This window comes from Brevundimonas sp. TWP3-1-2b1, assembly GCF_049896165.1.
Lineage (GTDB): Bacteria > Pseudomonadota > Alphaproteobacteria > Caulobacterales > Caulobacteraceae > Brevundimonas > Brevundimonas subvibrioides_B.
In genome coordinates, this window is the sequence record NZ_JAFCTT010000011.1 from 105,737 (window position 1) to 123,540 (window position 17,804).

A 17,804-nucleotide genomic window follows, 5' to 3' on the forward strand; every position below is an offset into this window, starting at 1 on the left:
GAGGAGGGTAGGAATAAATCCTCCTCTCATCTTCCGTCATCCCCGGACAGGTGTTCATCGAGAGCGGCAGTCGCGCGTCGTAGCGATTTGACGTCCGGGATTGGCGCGGAGACACGATCCACGATGACAGGCGACGGTGCGTCGGTCGTTGCCGCGCTTTGCTGTCTAGCCACCACACGCATCGCCACCGGTCGGCCATCGTCGGAGCGCCTGGGATGGAAGAACAACCCGAACATTTCCGTCTCCCGACCTCTGGCAAACGCTGAGATGGTGAGAGGAGCTGTATCGTCAAGGTTGAACAGAGGACGATCGAATTCCCAACCCGAGGTGACCTTCAGGGCGTCGGCGGCTGGGCGGATGACGCGAGGCCCGCTGTCGGGCGGGAGGCCGATGACCGATCTCGACCCTTAGGCGACGTTGAATGTGTCCGCCTCCTGGATTGTTTGCCACATCGGCTGGCCGTGTCCAGATGCCCACCTTCGATCCTAGCCCGCCAGGTCCTCGGGGCCGGACATGAGACGCTGGAGCACTTCGGCGACCTGAGTTGGCAGGTAGGGTTTCTGGATCACCGGGGTCTCCGTATTCATCTCCCCGCTGGTCCCGTAGCCGGTCGCGTAGACGAAGGGTATGCCCCGTTCGCGTAGCTTGGCCGCGATGCAGTGGCTGTCCTCGCCGTTCAGATTGACGTCGAGAAACCCCGCGTCGATCTCAGCGGTGGCAGCCAGAAGCATGGCCTGGGCCACGTTTGCTGCCGGACCGACAATGGCAGCGCCTTCATCGAGCAGGATGTCCTCCACCAACATCGCGACGATGGGTTCGTCTTCGACCACCAGGATACGTTTGCCTGCCAACTTCATCCTAGTTTATCTCCGCGCTGTGCGATGTCGGCAGCGGCAACCGGATTTCGCAAACGACGCCCGTGGGTTCGAACGAGAGGTTCGCTGTCCCCTGCAGTTCGGCACCCAGAGCTCGCTCTATCATGCGGCTGCCAAAGCCCTTCCTTCGAGGTTCTGCGACCGTTGGCCCGTCATGCTCTTGCCAGATCAACCGGAGTTGTCCGTCGCCGGTGGTCTGCCAAGTCACGCCCACGCGGCCCTGATCGCCCGATAGCGAGCCATATTTCCTGGCATTTGTCGCCAGTTCGTGAAGCGTCATGGCGAGCGTGACCGCGCTTTTCGGTTCCAGTCGAACAGGCGGCCCTTCAGCGGCCCAGCGACGGCCAGATACAGTGTGGCCCCGGAACGTATCGGCGACGACGTCCTTCAGCTCTGCTTCTTCCCAGTTCCCTCGGACCAGGATGTTGTGAGCAGAAGCCAATGCGAGCAAGCGACCTTCAAACGACGCCCGCGCCTCTGGTGTGGCCGCATCGCCCTTGAACGTCTGGTGTGCGAGGCCTTGAATGATCGCCAGCGTGTTCTTGACCCGATGATTGAGTTCGTCGTTCAGAAGCTCAAGGTGCTGCGCATGCTGACGAGATGCTTCTTTTGCATGGTATGCCTCGGTGACATCGTGGCCTTCGATGAATATTCCGGTCACGACACCGTGGTCGTCGCGGATCGGTTCGTAGACGAAATCAAGGTAGACTTGTTGCCGCGCTTCGGCACCCGGCGGTTTCAGTTGGAGAGCGATGTTTTCAGCGATGAACCTCCTCCCGGTCCTGAAAACCTGGTCGAGCAGTTCGAAGATGCCCTGGTCCTCAAGGTCGCCGAACACCTCCCGCGCGGTCCTGCCAACGAAGTCGGTTCTTCCCGCGAGGTTCGCGTAGGCAACATTGGCGAACTGGAAGACGTGTTCAGGGCCTTCCAGGATGGCAATGAACCCCGGCGCGCACTCAAACATCGCGCGCTGCCGCTCTTTCTCACTGACGAGCCTGCGTTCGAGCAGCACCTGAGCCGTCGTTTCCTGGCAAGCGCAGAACATGCCGCCGACGCCGCCGGACTCGTCCCGAACGGGCGAGTAGGAGAATGTATACCAGGTGTCCTCGGGAAAGCCGTTCCGCGCCATCACGAGATGAAGATTTTCATTGAACGTGGCCTCGCCCGCCAGCGCCCTGTCCACCAAAGGCTCGATGTCCGCCCAGATTTCTGACCAGACCTGTTTGAAAGGCAGGCCGAGCGTATGGGGGTGCTTGGCCCCGAAGATCGGCTGATAGCCGTCGTTGTAGAGGAATGCGAGTTCAGGCCCCCATGCAATGAACATGGGATAGCGCGAGTTGAGCATCAGGCTGACTGTAGTCCTGAGCGATTGCGCCCAATCCTCCGGCGGCCCCAAGGGAGAGATCGACCAATCGTGAGCGCGCATAAGCGCACCAAGCTCTCCACCCCCTTCAAGAAAAGAGAGCGAGCGCGCTGGCGCGGTTTGAGACTGGCTCGCCATCCCCTCGCCCATTTGGCCCGCCCCCCTCAAAGCACGCTGACGAAGCGTCACCTTATCGAACTCTGAAATCCTAGCCGCCGTTGCGGTTCCCGCCAACAGCACGCGCGCAAGAACCGGGACACCATGCTCAAGATCAGCGGATCGGGTCGCGGCTCCCTAACCGGAAGGGCGATTAGAGCCACCCTGAGGCCTGCTTTCCACCCGGCCCAGACCTTCGGCATGTCCGCTTTCGGCGCCGGCGACCCGCTTTGGCGGTAACGATCTATCCCCTCATTTCAGGGCGAAGCGCGGCGCAGACCGGAGGATGACGAAAGGAAGGAAGACAGGGGAGAGGGCATCAGCCCTCGGCTTCGCCCTCGACGACGCTGTTCTGGAAATAGGGTTCGACCACGCCTTGCAGCTTGACGGTCAGGGCGTTGCCCTTGCGGTCGACGGCCTTGCCGACGGCGAGGCGGACCCAGCCTTCGGAGACGCAGTATTCGTCGACGTTGGTCTTTTCCTCGCCCTTGAACTTGATGCCCACGCCGCGCTGAAGCACGTCGGCGTCATAGTATTTGTTGTTCGGGTTGACCGAGAGACGGTCGGGGGGCGTGTCGGACATGGCGGGGCCTTCGGAAGTGACAGGCGCGGTGCATAGCCGCCCGCGCCCGATCCGACAACGCTGGACTACCCCAGGCCGCTGAACCCGCGCCCCACGCTCCAGCCGCCGTCGGCGGGCAGGACAACGCCCGAGACATAGCGGGCATAGTCCGACGCGAGGAACAGGCAGACGTCGGCGACGTCGTCGACCGTGCCCAGCCGGTTGAGCGGCACGGCGCGGGCGGCGGCGGCCTTGGCCTCGGGCGTGGGAGCCAGGCGGTCCATGCCTTCGGTGCCGTCGATGGGCCCCGGAGACACGGAGTTCACCCGCACCCCCTCCCCGCCCCATTCGATGGCGAGGGTCCTGGTGATCATGTCGACGCCGGCCTTGGCGGCGCAGACGTGAACCTGGAGCGCCATGGGTATCCAGGCCTGGGGCGCGGTGATGTTGATGATGCTGGCGCCCGGCTTGGTCAGGTGCTCGTGGGCGGCGCGCATGACATGGAAGGTGCCCAGGGTGTCGATGTCGGTGACCGTCCGGAAGCCGTTGGAGCTGAGGGCGGCGGCCGGGACCGGGAAATTGCCCGCCGCGCCGGAGACCAGCACGTCGATCGTGCCGCGCTTGTCGCGGAAGTCGCCGATCGCGGCCTGCACCGCGTCGAAGTCGCGGACGTCGAGGCTGTAGCCCAGAGCCGGCGTGTCACGGGACAGGCTCTCGACGGCCGCATCGACCTTGTCCTGGCTGCGGCTGGCGACGCCGAGTTTTGCGCCGGCCTTTGCGAAGGCCTTTGCGATGCCGAGATTGATGCCGGACGTGCCGCCGAAGACCATCACGGTCTTGCCGGTGAAATCGAACGCCATGGATGTCTCCCCTGTTGTTCCCGCACCGTGCACCCCGGGAAAGGCCGGGGTCCAGATGGAAAGCGCGGGCAGCAGGTCAGGGGACGCGGTGCGACATCCCGGAGGTCAGCATCCGTGATCTGGACCCCGGCCTTCGCCGGGGTGCACGGAGCCGGGACTCACTGAACCGACTGGCGCGGCGCGGCCGGATTGGCGGCGCCCGATGCGGCCGGCGCCGGGGCGTAGGGCTGGGGCCCGGCCGGCGCGGGAGGCGTGGCGGCCGGGGTCGTCGCGCGCGGCGTCTGACGCGCCGGGGTGCGCGGGGGCGTGCGGGCCGGGGCGCGGTTGACGGCCGGCTGGGCGGCCGGAGGCGTCGTGGCGGCCGGCGCAGCGGTCTGGGTCGGGGCCGGAGCGGTCGGCGCCGGGGGCGTCGCAGCGGTCTGGGTCGGAGCGACCGGGGCCGAGGCGGCGGCGGCCCGGGCGGCCAGTTGCTGGGCCTGGAAGCGACGCGCCAGTTTCTCGGTCAGTTCGCGGGCGGCCGGGGCCGGCATCTGGGCCATGATGGCGGAGAGGCCGCGCGGCCGCATGGCGGCGGCGATCGGGAGGCGCACGCTGTCGTCGAGGGCCGTGAAAATGGGCGCGGCCTCGCGCGGGCGCATGGCGGAATAGACAGCGACCAGACGGGCGGTCTCGGCAGCCTCGCGCTCGTCGACCTGACCCAGCAGGGCCTGGACCTCGGCCTTGATGGCGTTGAGGGCGGTGATCTTGGCGTCCAGCTTCTGTTCGGCTGCGACCATCAGCGGCAGGGTGGTGGCGAAGTCGGCGTCGCGGGCGTCCAGTTCGGTGCGACGGGCGCTGAGCGACTGGATGATGCGCAGTTCGGCCGGGGAGATGCCGGCCTGCTGGGCCAGTTGCTCCGGCGTCAGGGCGCAGACGGCCGGGGCCGGACGCGCGGCGGCCGGGGTCGCGACAGTTTCAGTGACGGCAGCGGTGGCTTCCTCGGCCCAGGCGCGGGCGCCCTGGAACAGATCGGGCCCGGCGCCGACGGCGCGCACGGCCACGACCCCGCCGATGGCGACGGCGATCAGGGGCAGGAGGCGGGGCAGCTTGGCCATTGCGTCATCAGTCCAGTTTCGCCCTCAAGTCGCCGAGCACTGCGGGCGAGGCATGGGGCGCAAAAAAGCGTTAGGCGGCGAACATGTCGTCGTCGGGGGCGAGGTTTACGCGCGCACGGTTGAGGGTTTGCTTCGCGGCGTGGTTAGCGGTCAGGGCGTGCAGGATGGCCTGGACGTTGCCCGCGCCGGTGGCGGCGGGGGCCGGCGCGGCCATGCCGTGGATACGTTCGGCCAGGGCGGCCATGCGGAAGGCGCGGTCTTCGGGGTCGGCGGCGGGCGGAGTGGCGCTGACATTCTCCCTCCCCCCTCGGGGGAGGGTGGTCGCGGAGCGACCGGGTGGGGGCGACTCAGCGACGCGCGTGCGATCGGTGTCTGGTTCGCCTTGCCGCCCCCACCCGGTCTCCGCTTCGCTCCGACCACCCTCCCCCGCAGGGGGAGGGAGAGGATTGCGTGCGCAGCGCGCGATCAGTTGCTCCAGCTCAGTCTTCAGCGTGCGGGCCTTGATGATGCGGTCGTGCAGCAGGTCGGCTTCCTCGCCCGAGGCGCGGAGCGATCCGAGGGCGTTCTCGGCGCGGGCGCAGGCGGCGTTCAGTTCGGTCACAGCGCCGGCAAAGGCGATCTGGCCGGCGCGGAGTTGGCCCAGCTTCTTCTCCAGGCGAACGCCGTAGCCGAGGGCGGCCACCAGCAGCAGCATCAGGATGGCGTCCAGGATCATGCCGGTCATGTCAGCGCCTTCTCTTGGCCAGGCTGTTGGCGGTCTCGACGCTGATCGGCGCCTCCACCCGCACGGCGATATACTGGCCCTTGCGGCCCATCTTGCCCGTGGTGACCGGGATGGTGCCGCAGCGGATCGAGACGTCGGAATCCGGCGTCGCGTTCAGCATGAAGGTGTCGCCGACCTTGAGCCCCAGGGCCTGGGACAGGGGCACCTGCTGCTCGTCGAGGACGGCGCGGACCTCGGTGTCCGTGGTCCAGAGCTCGGTGGCCAGGTGGCCCTCCCAGATGTTGTCGCGGCCGAACTTCTCACCCATGAACTGCTGCAGCAGCATCTTGCGGATAGGCTCCAGCGTCGCATAGGGCAGCAGCAGTTCGACCCGGCCGCCGCGGTCCTCCATGTCGATGCGCAGCTTGACGAGGATGGCGGCGTTGGCGGGGCGGGCGATGGCCGCGAAACGCGGGTTGGTCTCAAGGCGGTCCAGGTTGAAGTGGACCGGGGTCAGGGGCTCGAAGGCGGCCTGGGCGTCGGCCAGGATGACCTCGACCATGCGCTGGACCAGCACCCGCTCGATAGTGGTGTAGGGCCGGCCCTCGATGCGCAGGGCCGCGGTGCCGCGACGACCGCCCAGCAGCACGTCGACGATCGAATAGATCAGGTTGGAATCGACCGTCAGCAGGCCGTAATTGTCCAGCTCCTCGGCCCGGAACACCGCCAGGATCGCCGGCAGGGGGATGGAGTTCAGATAGTCGCCGAAGCGGATCGACGAGATGTTGTCGAGCGAGACCTCGACGTTGTCCGAGGTAAAGTTGCGCAGGCTCGTCGTCATCAGCCGCACCAGGCGGTCGAAGACGATCTCGAGCATCGGCAGACGCTCGTAGGAGACGAGCGCGGAGTTGATGATGGCGCGGATGCCGGTCCGTTCGGAATCGTCGCCGTCGCCGAGATCGAAGCCCAGCAGGTTGTCGATCTCGTCCTGGTTCAGGACGCGTTCGGAGGCCGCCGCGCCGGCCCGGTCCTCGCCGAAGGAGTCGGCGGCGGCGAAGGGATCCAGTTCGCTGTCGGCCACGCCGGCGTCGCTCATCGCGCCCGCCGGATTTTGTCATACGGCCGCTGCATGCCGGAGCATGAGCTGGTCAGAACACCGCTGACACGTTTCGGGTCCATGCCTACTGAACCAGCATTTCTTCGATCAGCACGGCGTCGACCTTGGCCGGGGCGGCGACCAGATTCACGCGGCGCAGGATTTCGACGCGCAGCTGGTACTGACCGGCCGAGCCGGCGATGTCCTCGGGACGCAGTTCGCGCAGGAAGCCCTGGAACATGTCCTGCATGCGCGGCATCTGCTCCTGCAACTGATAGGCCAGGTCGGCGTCGTGCATCTCCAGCGTCAGGCCCAGCTTCATCACCGTGGGGCGGCCGTCCGGGGACTGGATGTTCACCACCATGTCCGGCAGGGTCAGGAAGGTCACGCCGTCCGGCCCCTCGCTGATCTTGCCGAGCGACGGGTCGGCCTCCCCCTCGGGCGCTGCACCGTGGCCGCCGCCGCCCTTCTTTTCCTCGCCGTGACCGCCGGCCTTCTCCTCGCCGTGATCACCCTTGGCCGCCTCTTCGCCTGCAGCGGCGGCCGGCTTGGGCTGGAGCATGAAGAAGGCCCCTGCCCCGCCCCCGCCCAGGACCAGCAAGGCCACGGGCGCGATGATGAACAGCAGCGGCAGCTTCTTCTTGGGCGGTTCGTCGCCATCGACCTCGGCGCCATGCGCGACGGCCAGGTCGGTCGCCTCGTCCTTGGGCGCCTTGTCCTTCTTCTTGCCGAGTTTGATCATGCGGCGCCTGCCCCGGAAATTCCCAGAGACCGGGATGGCCCCGGTTTGGTTAACGCGAGGTATAAATCCGGCAAGATTTGCCGGGCGTCGACGGCCTGAAACCGGGTGAAACGCCCGCAGGACGGGCTTTAACCGTGTTGGCACGGTCGTTGCGTGGGAGGGAGCGAAGGAGCTTCGGAGCCCACGTGGAAAACGCCGCCTACATCGGACTGTCACGGCAGATGACGCTGCGTCGCGAACTCGACATCGCGGCCAACAACATCGCCAATGCGGACACCACCGGCTTCAAGGCCGAGCAGTTGCTGCTGGGCACCGAGGTCGGGAGCCGCGCGCGCAACGACTCGGTGCGGCCAGGCGTCAGCTTCGTGCTGGACAAGGGCGTGGGCCGCGACTTCTCGCAGGGCACGCTGGAGCAGACGGGTCGTGACCTGGACTTCGCCATCGACGGCGAGGGCGCGTTCTTCAAGGTCCAGGACGGCGCCAACGAGGCCTATACCCGCGACGGCGCCTTCACCATCAGCCCCGAGGGCGAACTGGTCACCAAGGCCGGTCTGCCCGTGCTGGGCGAGGGCGGGCCGATCGTCATCGACCCGGCCCGGGGCCCGATCACCGTCGCCGACGACGGCAACATCAGCCAGAACGGCATCGCCATCGGCCAGCTGGGTCTGGCCCGGTTCGACAACCTGGCCGTCTTGTCCAAGGAAGGCGACGGCCTGTACCGCAACGCCTCCAACGCCGTGCCCATCGATGCCACCGGAGCGCAGGTGCGCCAGGGCATGCTGGAGGGGTCCAACGTCAATCCCCTCGTTGAAATCACCCAGTTGATCGAGATCAGCCGCGCCTACGAACGCGCGTCGAAGATGATCGAGAACGTCTCCGATCTGTCCCGTCGCGCCGTCGAGCGGCTGGGCAAGTCGAGCTAAGGAACACCTGAATGCGCGCTCTCAGAACCGCTGCCTCCGGCATGGCCGCCCAGCAGCTGAACGTGGAGGTCATCTCCAACAACATCGCGAACATGAACACCGTCGGCTACAAGCGCCAGCGGGCCGAGTTCCAGGATCTGATCTATCAGAACGTCGAACGGATGGGCGCGCAGTCGTCCAGCCAGGGCACGGTCGTCCCGACCGGCGTCCAGGTCGGCCTGGGCGTCAAGGCGGGCAGCGTCTATCGCATCACCGACCAGGGCACGCCGCAACAGACGGGCAGCGACTACGACGTCGCCATCGACGGCCAGGGCTATTTCCAGATCACCCTGCCCTCCGGCGAGATCGGCTTCACCCGCGCCGGCAACTTCTCCCTGAGCGGCGAGGGCCAGCTGGTCACCGAGGACGGCTATTCGGTCGAGCCGGCGATCTCGATCCCGCAGGACGCGGTCGACGTCATCATCTCCAAGACCGGCCAGGTGCAGGTCATCACGGCCGGTTCGCCCGAGCCGGCGACCGTGGGTCAGCTGGAGCTGGCGACCTTCTTCAACGAGGCAGGCCTGGAAGCCATCGGCGACAACCTGCTGCTCGAGACCGCCGCGTCCGGCGCGGCCACGACCGGCACGCCCGGCGAGACCGGCTTCGGCCAGCTGCTGCAGGGCTATACCGAGGCGTCGAACGTGGACGCCGTGACCGAGATCAGCTCGCTGATCATCGCCCAGCGCGCCTATGAGATGAACTCCAAGGTCATCTCCACGGCCGACGAGATGATGAGCGTCGCGTCCCAGGTCAAAGGCTGATGATCCGGCTGCCACATACCCTCTCTCCGCTCATCCCGACGAAAGTCGGGATCCAGTTCTTTGGGCTCAACCGGCGGAGCAAACGAAAGCACTGGGTCCCGACTTTCGTCGGGATGAGCGGAATTCTATTTGCGACAGCCGCCCTCGCCGACCCGGTGATGCTGCGGGCCAATCCGGTCGACGACGACGGGCGCGTGACCCTGGGCGAGATCTTCGACGGAGCCGGATCGGCCTCGGGCGTCGTGGTGGCCAATCGAGCCGGGCCGTCGGTCGTCTTCGAGGCCGGCCAGCTTCAGGCCATGGCCTCGCGCGCAGGCCTTCAGTGGGCCAACCCGCAGGGTCTGCGCCGCGTGGTGGTCCGCAACGCCTCGCTCGCGCCGGGCGCCGCCGCTCCGACCACCGCCGGCGTCGCCGCCGCCCCTGCGGCAACCCGGGGCGCCACGACCGAGGTCCTGACCTGGGCCCGCAACCTGGCCGCCGGGGACGTGGTCCAGCCGGAGGACGTCATCTGGTCCACCGTACAGGCGCATCTGGCGCCGGGCGGCTCGCCCTCCGACGCCGAACAGGTCATCGGCCTGAGCGCCCGCCGGGCCCTGCGCGCGGGAGCCGTGGTCGGTGCCCGGGATCTGGTCTCGCCGCGCGTCATCGCCCGCAACGACATGGTCGAGGTGGCCTTCATCGCCGGAGGGGTGAGGCTGACCGTTACCGGACGCGCGACGCGCGACGCCGCCGTCGGCGAGCCCGTGCCGGTCCTGAACACCACGTCCGGCCGCACTATCGACGCCGTCGCCTCCGGACCCGGTCAGGCCATGGCCGGCGCCGGGGCCCGCGCCGCCGCCGCTTCCAACCAGTTCGCCCGCCAGGGAATGTAAGTCATGCGTAAGTCCGTCCTCGTCGCCGCCCTCGCCGCCCTGTCCCTGGGCGCCTGCTCAACCGTCGTCGAGACGGTGCAGGGCCCGCAGCTGGCCCCGATCGGCTATCCGGCCCAGCTGGTGCCGGTCAGCCAGGCCTATACGACGGTCCCCGAGCCGCGCTCGGCCAGCGCCAACTCCCTGTGGCGGACGGGCGCGCGCGCCTTCTTCGGCGACCAGCGGGCGCGGAACATCGGCGACATCCTGACCGTCAGCATCAACATCGACGACCAGGCCCAGACGTCCAACACCACCAACCGCAGCCGCACCAACGACGTCACCGGCGGGGTGACCAACTTCTTCGGGCTGGAGAACAGCCTGGGCCGCGCCTTCCCCGGCGGCTTCGATCCGCAGGCCCTCGTCGGCGTTCAGGGCCAGTCCAACGCCAACGGCACCGGCTCGGTCAACCGTTCGGAGCGGGTCAACCTGACCATCGCGGCCGTGGTCACCGACATCCTGTCCAACGGCAACCTCGTCATCCAGGGTCGGCAAGAAGTGCGCACCAACCGCGAGGTCCGCGAACTGACCGTCGCCGGCATCGTGCGGCCCGAGGACATCTCCTCGGCCAACACCATCGCCCACACCCAGATCGCCGAGGCGCGCATCAGCTATGGCGGGCGCGGCGACATCAGCCGGGTCCAGGCCACACCGGCCGCCCAAAGCCTGGTGGAGCGGTTCAGTCCATTCTAGGGCGCTAACGCGCGCGACGCGGTCGCGCGCTGCCTGAGCGCCGCCCCACGGGTGGAGGGAGCGGATTAACACCGAGTCCTGAACATCACGGATCCGTCAGGACGAAAGCTCTGCCGTGAACCGTTAACGGAAACCCGCGTTTGGCCTTCAGACGCAAGGTTTCCAGTGATGTTCAAGGTTCTCGTTCCCGCCGTCGCCGCCCTCGGCCTGGTCGCCTTCGCGGCCCAGTCCAGCGATGTCGCGCCCGAAGTCGCGGCCGGGGGCGTCATGGCCGCGCCGGTCATGGGCTGGAGCGTGCATCACGAGGGCGCACTGGCGAAACTGGCCTATGGCGTCGCGAACTCCGACCAGCTGGCCCTGATGATCACCTGCATGCCGGGCGACCGCACCGCCGCCGTCTATGGCGACGTCCAGGTCGAGGGCGCGCGCCTGACCCAGGCCAGGATCGAGATCGATCCCCTGTCGGGCGGCGCCGCCGAGGACACCACTCTTCCGGTCAACGATCCGGCCCTGGCCGGGCTGGCCCGCGACGGGCGGATGACGGTCGTCGGCGACGCCGGCCGCTTCCAGCTGGCCGCGAGCACCGGGGAACGTCGCCTCGTGCGCGATTTTCTGTCCTATTGTTCTCCCGGCCGGGCATAGATACCCAGTCCGGGCGGGGGGCCTGAACCATGACACTGCTGACGATGATCGCTGCGATTGCAGCCCTCCACGGTGCTGCGCCTCAGGACGGCTGGACCTGGACCCTCTATGAGGACGGGCCGCTGGTGCTGGCCAACGAGATCCCCGACACGCCCCGGCTGAAGGCCATTCTGGAATGCCAGCCGGGCGCCGGCGTGGCGCGGCTGGACCTGTTCGGCGCGACGGCGGCGGGCATCGCCACCATCGTCTCGGGCACGGCGAGCGCGACCGGAGAGAGCGAGGCCTCCGCCGACCATCAGTCCGTGGCCCTGCGCACCGATCATCCTGTGTTCGGCCAGTTCCTGGTCACCGGCGCGCTCGACGTCGCCGTGGGCGGGTCCCACCAAGCCGTGGCGGTGCCGACGGCCCACCTTGCCAAACTGCGCCGCTTCGCCGAGCTTTGCAGCGGGTGAAACGGGGAGGTCTCATGCGGAATCTATGGCTGCCGGTCCTGTCCCTGGCCGCGCTGACGAGCGCCTGCGCCAGCGTGGAGACGCCTGAGCCCGTGGTCGCGGCCGCCGCGTCGCCGGCGCCCGCGCCGGTGGCCGGCTACGACTGGCACTATACGCCGGACGGGGACGTCGCCCGGCTGGCCTACGGCGTCGAGGCCAGCGACGACCTGCGCCTCGGCCTCGACTGCACGGCGGGGTCCGGCAAGGTCGATCTGACGGCGCTGGGCCAGACCGGCGCCCGCGAGATCTCTCTGGAGTCCGGCGGCGAGACCGAGCGGTTCCCCGCCGAGGGCGAGCCGTCGCAACTGCATGACGGCGACATCCTGACCGCGACGGCGGCAACCAGTGAGCCCGTGCTGCAGCGTTTCCGCCGCGTGGGCTGGATCGCGCAATGGATCGACGGCAAGCGCGAGGTCTATGCGCCGCATCCGGGGTCGGAGGCGGGGGTCGAGCGGTTCTTCGCGATGTGCGGTTGAGCCGAACGGCCTACCACCCTTCGTGAGACGCGTTGTGGACGAAGCCCCAGCGGCGTGAATCGCACAGATACTCCGCCTTCAACCCGTCCGCCCCTGACGCCGCCACGTCCTGAACCAAGGCGGTGGCATAGGGGACATCCGGTCGATTGCGGACCAAGGTCGTGAGGATGGCGGAGGCATAGTTGCAGTGGCCGAAAAGGTTGGGGTGCACCGGCCCAGTGGTGCCCAAGGTCGACGGTTCGGCGACCATCTCCTCGTCGGTCGCGCCCTCGGCGAACTGGCGACGAAGCTCGTAGACCGGCATCGTCTGCGGGTTCGGCAGGCATTCGCCCTCGACCGGATAGAGCACGAAGCAGGTCTTGGCGGCGTCCCAGATGATGCGGGTCCCGGCGGGCTGGTGGAAGAGGTTGTCCGGTCGCTGGATCACGATGTTCCCCATCGGCCGCCGCGTGTCGTAACGGCGGCCCTGATCCCAGTAGGAGTCCAGCATCGTATTGTAATAGCGATGGAAGCTGCAGTAGCCGTGCGTCCTGCCGTTTCGGACGTGGCCGCTGACGACCGTCCAGTTATGCCTGTCGGCTGCGGCGCTGACGGCGCCGTTAAGCGGGGCCAGGAACAGGGATTGAGCTCGGCCCGAGGCCTGCTCCTCCATGCCGAGGCCCGGCCACCAGGCGATAACCCCGGGGACAAAGCCGGGGCGACCGTCAAGGGGCCGATCATGGCAGCCGACGGCCTGTTCGGGCAGGGCCTGGCCCACCGGAACCCCGTCCGCCTCGCGCGTCATGAAGTTCGGATAGTGGGTTATCAGCACCCGGCCGGAGTCCGAACCCGCAAGAGGGACCAGCGCCTGCGACAGCGTATCGTACTGGCTTTGAAGCGTGGCCCGCCCCGGGGTCGGAGACGGCCCGTACATCCGGTCTTCAATCCGATTGGCCATGCACTGGACCCGCTCGACGCCGAAACAGGGCACGTTGCGCGCGGCTTGGACCCAGCTGTTCTGATCGAAGTTCGCATAGGCGCGCCGGTCGATCACCTGTTCCAGTCGCCCCTCTCCCACGTCGGCCCGAAGGTCGATCGCCGTGTCCCCCGCCGCCGCGAGGCCGCCGACGATGCTGGCGAAGCCGATGTCGTTGCCGCCGATGGAGATGAGGATGATGTCGGGCTGGCGCAGCCGGCCGTCGACCGTCAGATCGGCCTGGGCCTGACGCAGTTGGGACAGCGGGACGTCGTGGAGCTGGGGGTCGGTCGTGACCACGCGCAGCCGGGCGAACGCCTCGCCCTCGATGCCGAAATGGCTGTACTGTTCGCGGATGTCGGCGGTCGTCTCGAGCTGGGACCAAGGCGTCACCAGGCCGTCCGCCACCGAGGCGCCCGAACAGCCGTAGTGGACCAGGGTGACCGAGGCGTGCGGATTGCTGCGCGCCAGATAGGCCGCGGTCAGGGCGGGCGCCGACATGAGGGAACGGTGGCAGCGCGCGTCCAGCCACAGGGCCGGCAGGCCGTTCTCGAAACGCCACTGACGATGGGGATTGCCCTCCCCCGCGGAGAAGGAATCGCCCAGCGCCAGGATCAGGGTGTCGCGCACCTGGATGGTCGTCCCGTCGCGGGCGCCGTCAGCCTGGCGGATCACCTGGACGGGATACTCGTCATCGACCAGGACAGGGATAGTCCAGTCCACGCAGGGGGCGACCTGATCGACGCCCTTTATCGTCCAGGTGCAGGACCCCTGCCCGAAATTCAGTGTGACGGTCCGGGCGGGGTCTTCGATCCAGTCGCCGCGCTCCGAACCACAGGTCGGCGAGGCGGCGTCACCCTGGCACCGGTAGCTGTTCGTGCCCGGGTCGTAGTTGACGCGGTAGTTCCTCGCGATCTCGCCCTTGCTTCGGGGGTGCAGGAGGTCGGTGTTGCGGATGTTGGGGAACGGCCCGACCGTCTCTTCGTCCCGGTACCAATGCCGATACTCTTCGATGAAGGCGGCCAGGTCCTGTTCGAATCGATCCTGTTCTTCCTGGCCGGCCAGCAGCCTGTGCCGGTTCTGGACCTCCCAGGTCAGTTCAGCGGACTGAGGCGCCGGAGTGATCCTGGCCATCTCGCCGAGCAGAGAGTTGGTCTGGGCGCAGCCGCCGGTTCCACCGACGAGCGCAGCCGCCAACCCAAACGCCAACCATTTCATAGTCCCGCCCCCGCGATCCCGTCGCGCGACTCTAGCATCCGGGGGGACGTTCGCAACCCAGCGTTATGCCGTCAATGGGCGCAGAGGATGAGACTTCAGCGGAGAACCGTGGCGGACAGAGAGTCCGTCCCTCTGCAATGTCTGGCAATCGCAGGCTATCCTCCAAGCTGTTGTCGTAGCTGAGTAATTTCAGCTCTCTTCTTCAGCTTGTGTCCCCGTGTCTCTCCCAATCCCGTGCCGCTTTGATGACGGCATTTAGGACGGAAAAGGTTCGACGGACAAAAGGAAAACCGGATGTCACGACCGACCAACCGCCTCTCCGCCCGCACCGTCGCCACTGTCAAAACACCTGGCCGTCACGCGGACGGCGGCGGCCTTTATCTTCATGTCGATCCCAGCCTCGCCAAACGATGGGTGTTCGTTTTTCAATGGCGAGGCAAGCGTCGGGAAATGGGCTTCGGCAGCGCCCAGCTTGTCTCCCTCGCCGCCGCGAGAGACGCAGCGCTTGATGCCCGTCGCATGGTGGCGTCGGGCGTCAATCCCATCACCGCCCGCCAGACAGTGCACCGGGTCGTCACTTTCCGCGAGGTCGCGGATGACGTGCTCGCCGCGCTGGAACTTTCGCTGACCAATCCGAAACATCATGCGCAATGGCGCACCTCCCTTACCGTGACGGCGAAGGCGTTGCAGTCGCTTCCGGTCGATGAGATCACGACCGACGACGTGCTCGACGTGCTGCGTCCCGTGTGGCGACGCACGCCCGTCACCGGCTCGCGTTTGCGGGGGCGCATCGAGCGAGTGCTCGACGCCGCTAAGGCAAAAGGCCTGCGTCAGGGCGACAACCCCGCGCGCTGGCGTGGCCATCTCGATGTGCTGTTGCCCAAGAACAAGCGCCTGATCCGGGGCCACCATGCCGCGATGCCGGTGGAGCAGCTTTCATCCTTCATGGCGGCGTTGCGGGATCGACCCGCTGTCGCCGCCCGCGCCCTGGAGTTTACGATCCTCACCGCCGCCCGGACTGGCGAGAGCCTGCGGGCGCGGTGGTCGGAAATCGATCTCACGACCGGCGTCTGGGTCGTTCCCGCCGAGCGCATGAAGGCCCGCGTGGAGCACCGCGTTCCGCTCACCGCAGTGGCCCTGTCCGTGCTGGCGGAAGTGCGCCCGCTGCTGGGCGCGGCAAAGGACGGGTGGGTCTTTCCAAGTCAGGATGGCCGTCGCCCGCTCTCGCAGATGTCTATGCTGATGCTGCTACGCCGCATGGACGTAGAAGATTGCACCGTCCACGGCTTCCGCTCGACGTTCCGAGATTGGGCGGGTGACTTCACCGACTTCCCGCGCGAACTGATCGAAGCCGCCCTGGCCCACACCATCGGCAATGCCGTCGAACGCGCCTACCGGCGCTCCGACGCTTTCGCCAAACGCCAGAAGCTCATGCAGGCATGGGCCGGTTTCTGCCTGAAGGCCGACGCGCCGCCGAAGCCAGCACTGGCACCCGTCGCATCCGTTGCACCATCGCTTCCAGATCGTCGCGCGCGATCAACGTGCGACCGCACACCTTCACCAGCGGCAGTTCGCCCTGGGCGACCAGCCGGTAAAGCGTGGACCGGCTCAGGCCCGTCATCGCCAGCACTTCATTGACCCGGTAGGTCATTCGCTCTTGCATAAACCCGCTCCATCGCAGTGCGGCGCGCTTGCCGCCCAGCCTGCCTAGCGCCGACGGAGCGCCCCGGCTGTTGCAGGGGATTGGAGCGACCTTCCAGCTATTCGCTTGCCAGATTATACCAAATTGGGTATAAAAGAGATCGTATGGTTCATCTTCCGCCTGCCAACGAGAAGCCCGTCCATTGGATCGGGTCTTCCAAATCCGACCTGCTGGCCCTGCCGCAGGAAGTGGTGAGCGATCTTGGCTATGCGCTGGGCCTGGCCCAGCTAGGAGGCAAACACCCGCAGGCCAAGCCTTGGAAAGGCGAAGGCGCGGGTGTGTTTGAAATCGTGGAGAGCTTCGAGGGCAATGCCTATCGCGGCATCTACACCGTCCGCTTTGAGGGCGTGGTCTATGTGCTCCACGTCTTTCAGAAGAAGTCGCCCTCGGGCATCCGAACGGCGCAGACGGATATCGACTTGGTGAGCGAGCGCCTGAAACGCGCCCGCGAGCATTACGAGAGCAACTACCAACCGCCCACGAAGGGCAAGGCAGGCAAACATGGCAAATGACATCACCGAAGGCACCGGCAACGTCTTCGCCGATCTCGGTCTACCAGACGCCGCCGACCGTCAGACCAAGACGCGGCTGGCGATGGCTGTGAACGCTCTGCTGAAAGAACGCCGCCTCAAACAGACGGATACAGCGACCGTCCTGCGCATCCCGCAATCCAAAGTGTCGGCGCTCGCCAACTATCGGCTCGATCATTTCTCGGTCGAGAAGCTGATGAGCTTCCTGAATGCCCTGGAGCAGGACGTGGAGATCGTCATTCGCCCCAGCCGTGAAGCCGTCGGGCACACCTCCGTGTTTGCGCTGACCTAAGGCCCGCACCGGATCGCGCCGATGATGGCAGCGAGGGCCCCGACCAGTTGGGCGAAGGCGGTAACGATCAAGGCGATGTTGGCGGGTTTCATACTGTCCTCCTTTGGTTCCGCACGGGATGCGCGGGATCAGGAGCCCTGGGCATAGGGAGCAGGCGTTTCGCACAGGCCAAAGCCGCCTCTGGCGGGCGAAGTTGCAGGCACGAAACAAGCGCCTTGAGAAACGCCGACTATGCCATTCTCCGATCCCTGCCGAGCATCTCGTGTGGGCTGAAGGGCAGTGTGAACCTTCAACAGCCGTGAAGATCGATCACCGAAAAGCAACATCGCTTTCGTTTGCGATAGCCTGACATCCTCCGATACGCAGCCGCACCTCCGGCCTCTCCATCTGCGCAACCTGGAGCCTTGGTCAGCGGCTTCAACGAGCTTTTTCCCCGGGCCTTGCCCTTCCTCGCGACGCTGCGCTCCAAAATGCCCGTATCGCCTTCGGCTTGAGGCCGCTGTCCAGCGGCTCCTTTCGGTGCGCATCGAGGCCGCGCGGTGCGGCTTCAAACGCAAAGGAGTGTGGATCGGCGTGGAAAAGGGACCCCGTTAGCGGGGTGATGGGCGTCGAATAAGGACCCCTCATTCCTGATGTCTAACGATGGCTGCTTGGCGGATGTCAGGCGGCGAGTTCGGGATGTTGGTGTTGGAGACGGTGTTGAGGATCCGGCGCGAGTTTGCG

19 protein-coding genes and 1 pseudogene are annotated in these 17,804 nt (G+C 66.8%); 10 read left to right on the plus strand and 10 right to left on the minus strand.

Annotated elements, in window-relative coordinates; translation table 11 throughout:
• Nucleotides 1-485 precede the first annotated feature (485 nt).
• The 8 genes from ACP7AB_RS12050 to ACP7AB_RS12085 form a co-directional block, all read right to left on the minus strand.
• Nucleotides 486-857, minus strand: a complete 372-nt coding sequence (locus ACP7AB_RS12050) for a response regulator (protein WP_425991414.1) — start codon at nt 855-857, stop codon at nt 486-488.
• A 1-nt stretch (nt 858) separates the two neighbouring features.
• Nucleotides 859-2,301, minus strand: a complete 1,443-nt coding sequence (locus ACP7AB_RS12055; protein WP_426046147.1) for a sensor histidine kinase — start codon at nt 2,299-2,301, stop codon at nt 859-861.
• A gap of 412 nt (nt 2,302-2,713) precedes the next feature.
• The gene (locus ACP7AB_RS12060; protein WP_303696363.1) at nt 2,714-2,977 is read right to left on the minus strand and encodes a DUF3297 family protein; all 264 of its coding nucleotides are present in this window, start codon (nt 2,975-2,977) and stop codon (nt 2,714-2,716) included.
• Nucleotides 2,978-3,042: 65 nt separating this feature from the next.
• Nucleotides 3,043-3,816, minus strand: a complete 774-nt coding sequence (locus ACP7AB_RS12065) for an SDR family oxidoreductase (protein ID WP_425991419.1) — start codon at nt 3,814-3,816, stop codon at nt 3,043-3,045.
• A gap of 158 nt (nt 3,817-3,974) precedes the next feature.
• Nucleotides 3,975-4,910 carry a MotE family protein gene (locus ACP7AB_RS12070; RefSeq protein WP_425991420.1) on the minus strand — a complete coding sequence of 312 codons (936 nt, stop codon included), beginning with the start codon at nt 4,908-4,910 and terminating at the stop codon, nt 3,975-3,977.
• A gap of 70 nt (nt 4,911-4,980) precedes the next feature.
• A complete protein-coding gene (locus ACP7AB_RS12075; protein WP_425991422.1) occupies nt 4,981-5,634 on the minus strand; it encodes a DUF6468 domain-containing protein in 654 nt (217 codons plus the stop codon).
• Nucleotide 5,635: 1 nt separating this feature from the next.
• The gene (gene fliM, locus ACP7AB_RS12080) at nt 5,636-6,709 is read right to left on the minus strand and encodes a flagellar motor switch protein FliM (RefSeq protein ID WP_425991424.1); all 1,074 of its coding nucleotides are present in this window, start codon (nt 6,707-6,709) and stop codon (nt 5,636-5,638) included.
• A gap of 85 nt (nt 6,710-6,794) precedes the next feature.
• On the minus strand, nt 6,795-7,451 hold the full coding sequence (locus ACP7AB_RS12085; protein ID WP_425991426.1) for a flagellar basal body-associated FliL family protein: 657 nt from the start codon (nt 7,449-7,451) through the stop codon (nt 6,795-6,797).
• Nucleotides 7,452-7,636: 185 nt separating this feature from the next.
• On the opposite strand from ACP7AB_RS12085, the gene flgF reads away from it, so the two are divergent.
• The 7 genes from flgF to ACP7AB_RS12120 all read left to right on the plus strand — a co-directional run bounded on the left by flgF (nt 7,637) and on the right by ACP7AB_RS12120 (nt 12,384).
• Nucleotides 7,637-8,374 carry a flagellar basal-body rod protein FlgF gene (gene flgF, locus ACP7AB_RS12090; RefSeq protein ID WP_425991428.1) on the plus strand — a complete coding sequence of 246 codons (738 nt, stop codon included), beginning with the start codon at nt 7,637-7,639 and terminating at the stop codon, nt 8,372-8,374.
• Between the two features lie 11 nt (nt 8,375-8,385).
• Entirely contained in the window at nt 8,386-9,174 is a 789-nt protein-coding gene (flgG, locus tag ACP7AB_RS12095) for a flagellar basal-body rod protein FlgG (RefSeq protein ID WP_425991430.1), read from the plus strand.
• 113 nt (nt 9,175-9,287) lie between these two features.
• The gene (gene flgA, locus ACP7AB_RS12100) at nt 9,288-10,046 is read left to right on the plus strand and encodes a flagellar basal body P-ring formation chaperone FlgA (RefSeq protein ID WP_425991432.1); all 759 of its coding nucleotides are present in this window, start codon (nt 9,288-9,290) and stop codon (nt 10,044-10,046) included.
• A gap of 3 nt (nt 10,047-10,049) precedes the next feature.
• Nucleotides 10,050-10,775, plus strand: a complete 726-nt coding sequence (gene flgH, locus ACP7AB_RS12105) for a flagellar basal body L-ring protein FlgH (protein ID WP_425991434.1) — start codon at nt 10,050-10,052, stop codon at nt 10,773-10,775.
• A 168-nt stretch (nt 10,776-10,943) separates the two neighbouring features.
• Nucleotides 10,944-11,417, plus strand: a complete 474-nt coding sequence (locus ACP7AB_RS12110; RefSeq protein ID WP_425991436.1) for a hypothetical protein — start codon at nt 10,944-10,946, stop codon at nt 11,415-11,417.
• A gap of 29 nt (nt 11,418-11,446) precedes the next feature.
• Nucleotides 11,447-11,869 carry a hypothetical protein gene (locus ACP7AB_RS12115; RefSeq protein WP_425991438.1) on the plus strand — a complete coding sequence of 141 codons (423 nt, stop codon included), beginning with the start codon at nt 11,447-11,449 and terminating at the stop codon, nt 11,867-11,869.
• A gap of 14 nt (nt 11,870-11,883) precedes the next feature.
• Nucleotides 11,884-12,384, plus strand: a complete 501-nt coding sequence (locus tag ACP7AB_RS12120; RefSeq protein WP_425991440.1) for a hypothetical protein — start codon at nt 11,884-11,886, stop codon at nt 12,382-12,384.
• A gap of 10 nt (nt 12,385-12,394) precedes the next feature.
• Here ACP7AB_RS12120 and ACP7AB_RS12125 read toward each other — a convergent pair whose 3' ends face one another.
• The gene (locus ACP7AB_RS12125; protein WP_425991442.1) at nt 12,395-14,536 is read right to left on the minus strand and encodes an SGNH/GDSL hydrolase family protein; all 2,142 of its coding nucleotides are present in this window, start codon (nt 14,534-14,536) and stop codon (nt 12,395-12,397) included.
• A gap of 315 nt (nt 14,537-14,851) precedes the next feature.
• On the opposite strand from ACP7AB_RS12125, the pseudogene ACP7AB_RS12130 reads away from it, so the two are divergent.
• Nucleotides 14,852-15,952 (plus strand): annotated as a pseudogene (locus ACP7AB_RS12130) (tyrosine-type recombinase/integrase); the annotation flags it as partial.
• Between the two features lie 34 nt (nt 15,953-15,986).
• Here the strand turns inward: ACP7AB_RS12130 and ACP7AB_RS12135 are convergent.
• Nucleotides 15,987-16,220, minus strand: coding sequence for a helix-turn-helix domain-containing protein (locus ACP7AB_RS12135; protein ID WP_425991444.1), 234 nt, complete (start codon nt 16,218-16,220; stop codon nt 15,987-15,989).
• Nucleotides 16,221-16,363: 143 nt separating this feature from the next.
• On the opposite strand from ACP7AB_RS12135, the gene ACP7AB_RS12140 reads away from it, so the two are divergent.
• Both ACP7AB_RS12140 and ACP7AB_RS12145 read left to right on the plus strand, forming a co-directional pair.
• Nucleotides 16,364-16,771 (plus strand): type II toxin-antitoxin system RelE/ParE family toxin, encoded by a 408-nt coding sequence (locus ACP7AB_RS12140; RefSeq protein ID WP_425991446.1) that lies wholly within the window; start codon nt 16,364-16,366, stop codon nt 16,769-16,771.
• The gene (locus ACP7AB_RS12145; RefSeq protein ID WP_425991448.1) at nt 16,761-17,081 is read left to right on the plus strand and encodes a helix-turn-helix domain-containing protein; all 321 of its coding nucleotides are present in this window, start codon (nt 16,761-16,763) and stop codon (nt 17,079-17,081) included. The genes ACP7AB_RS12140 and ACP7AB_RS12145 overlap by 11 nt, the downstream gene beginning before the upstream one ends.
• The last annotated feature ends 723 nt before the right edge of the window (nt 17,082-17,804 follow it).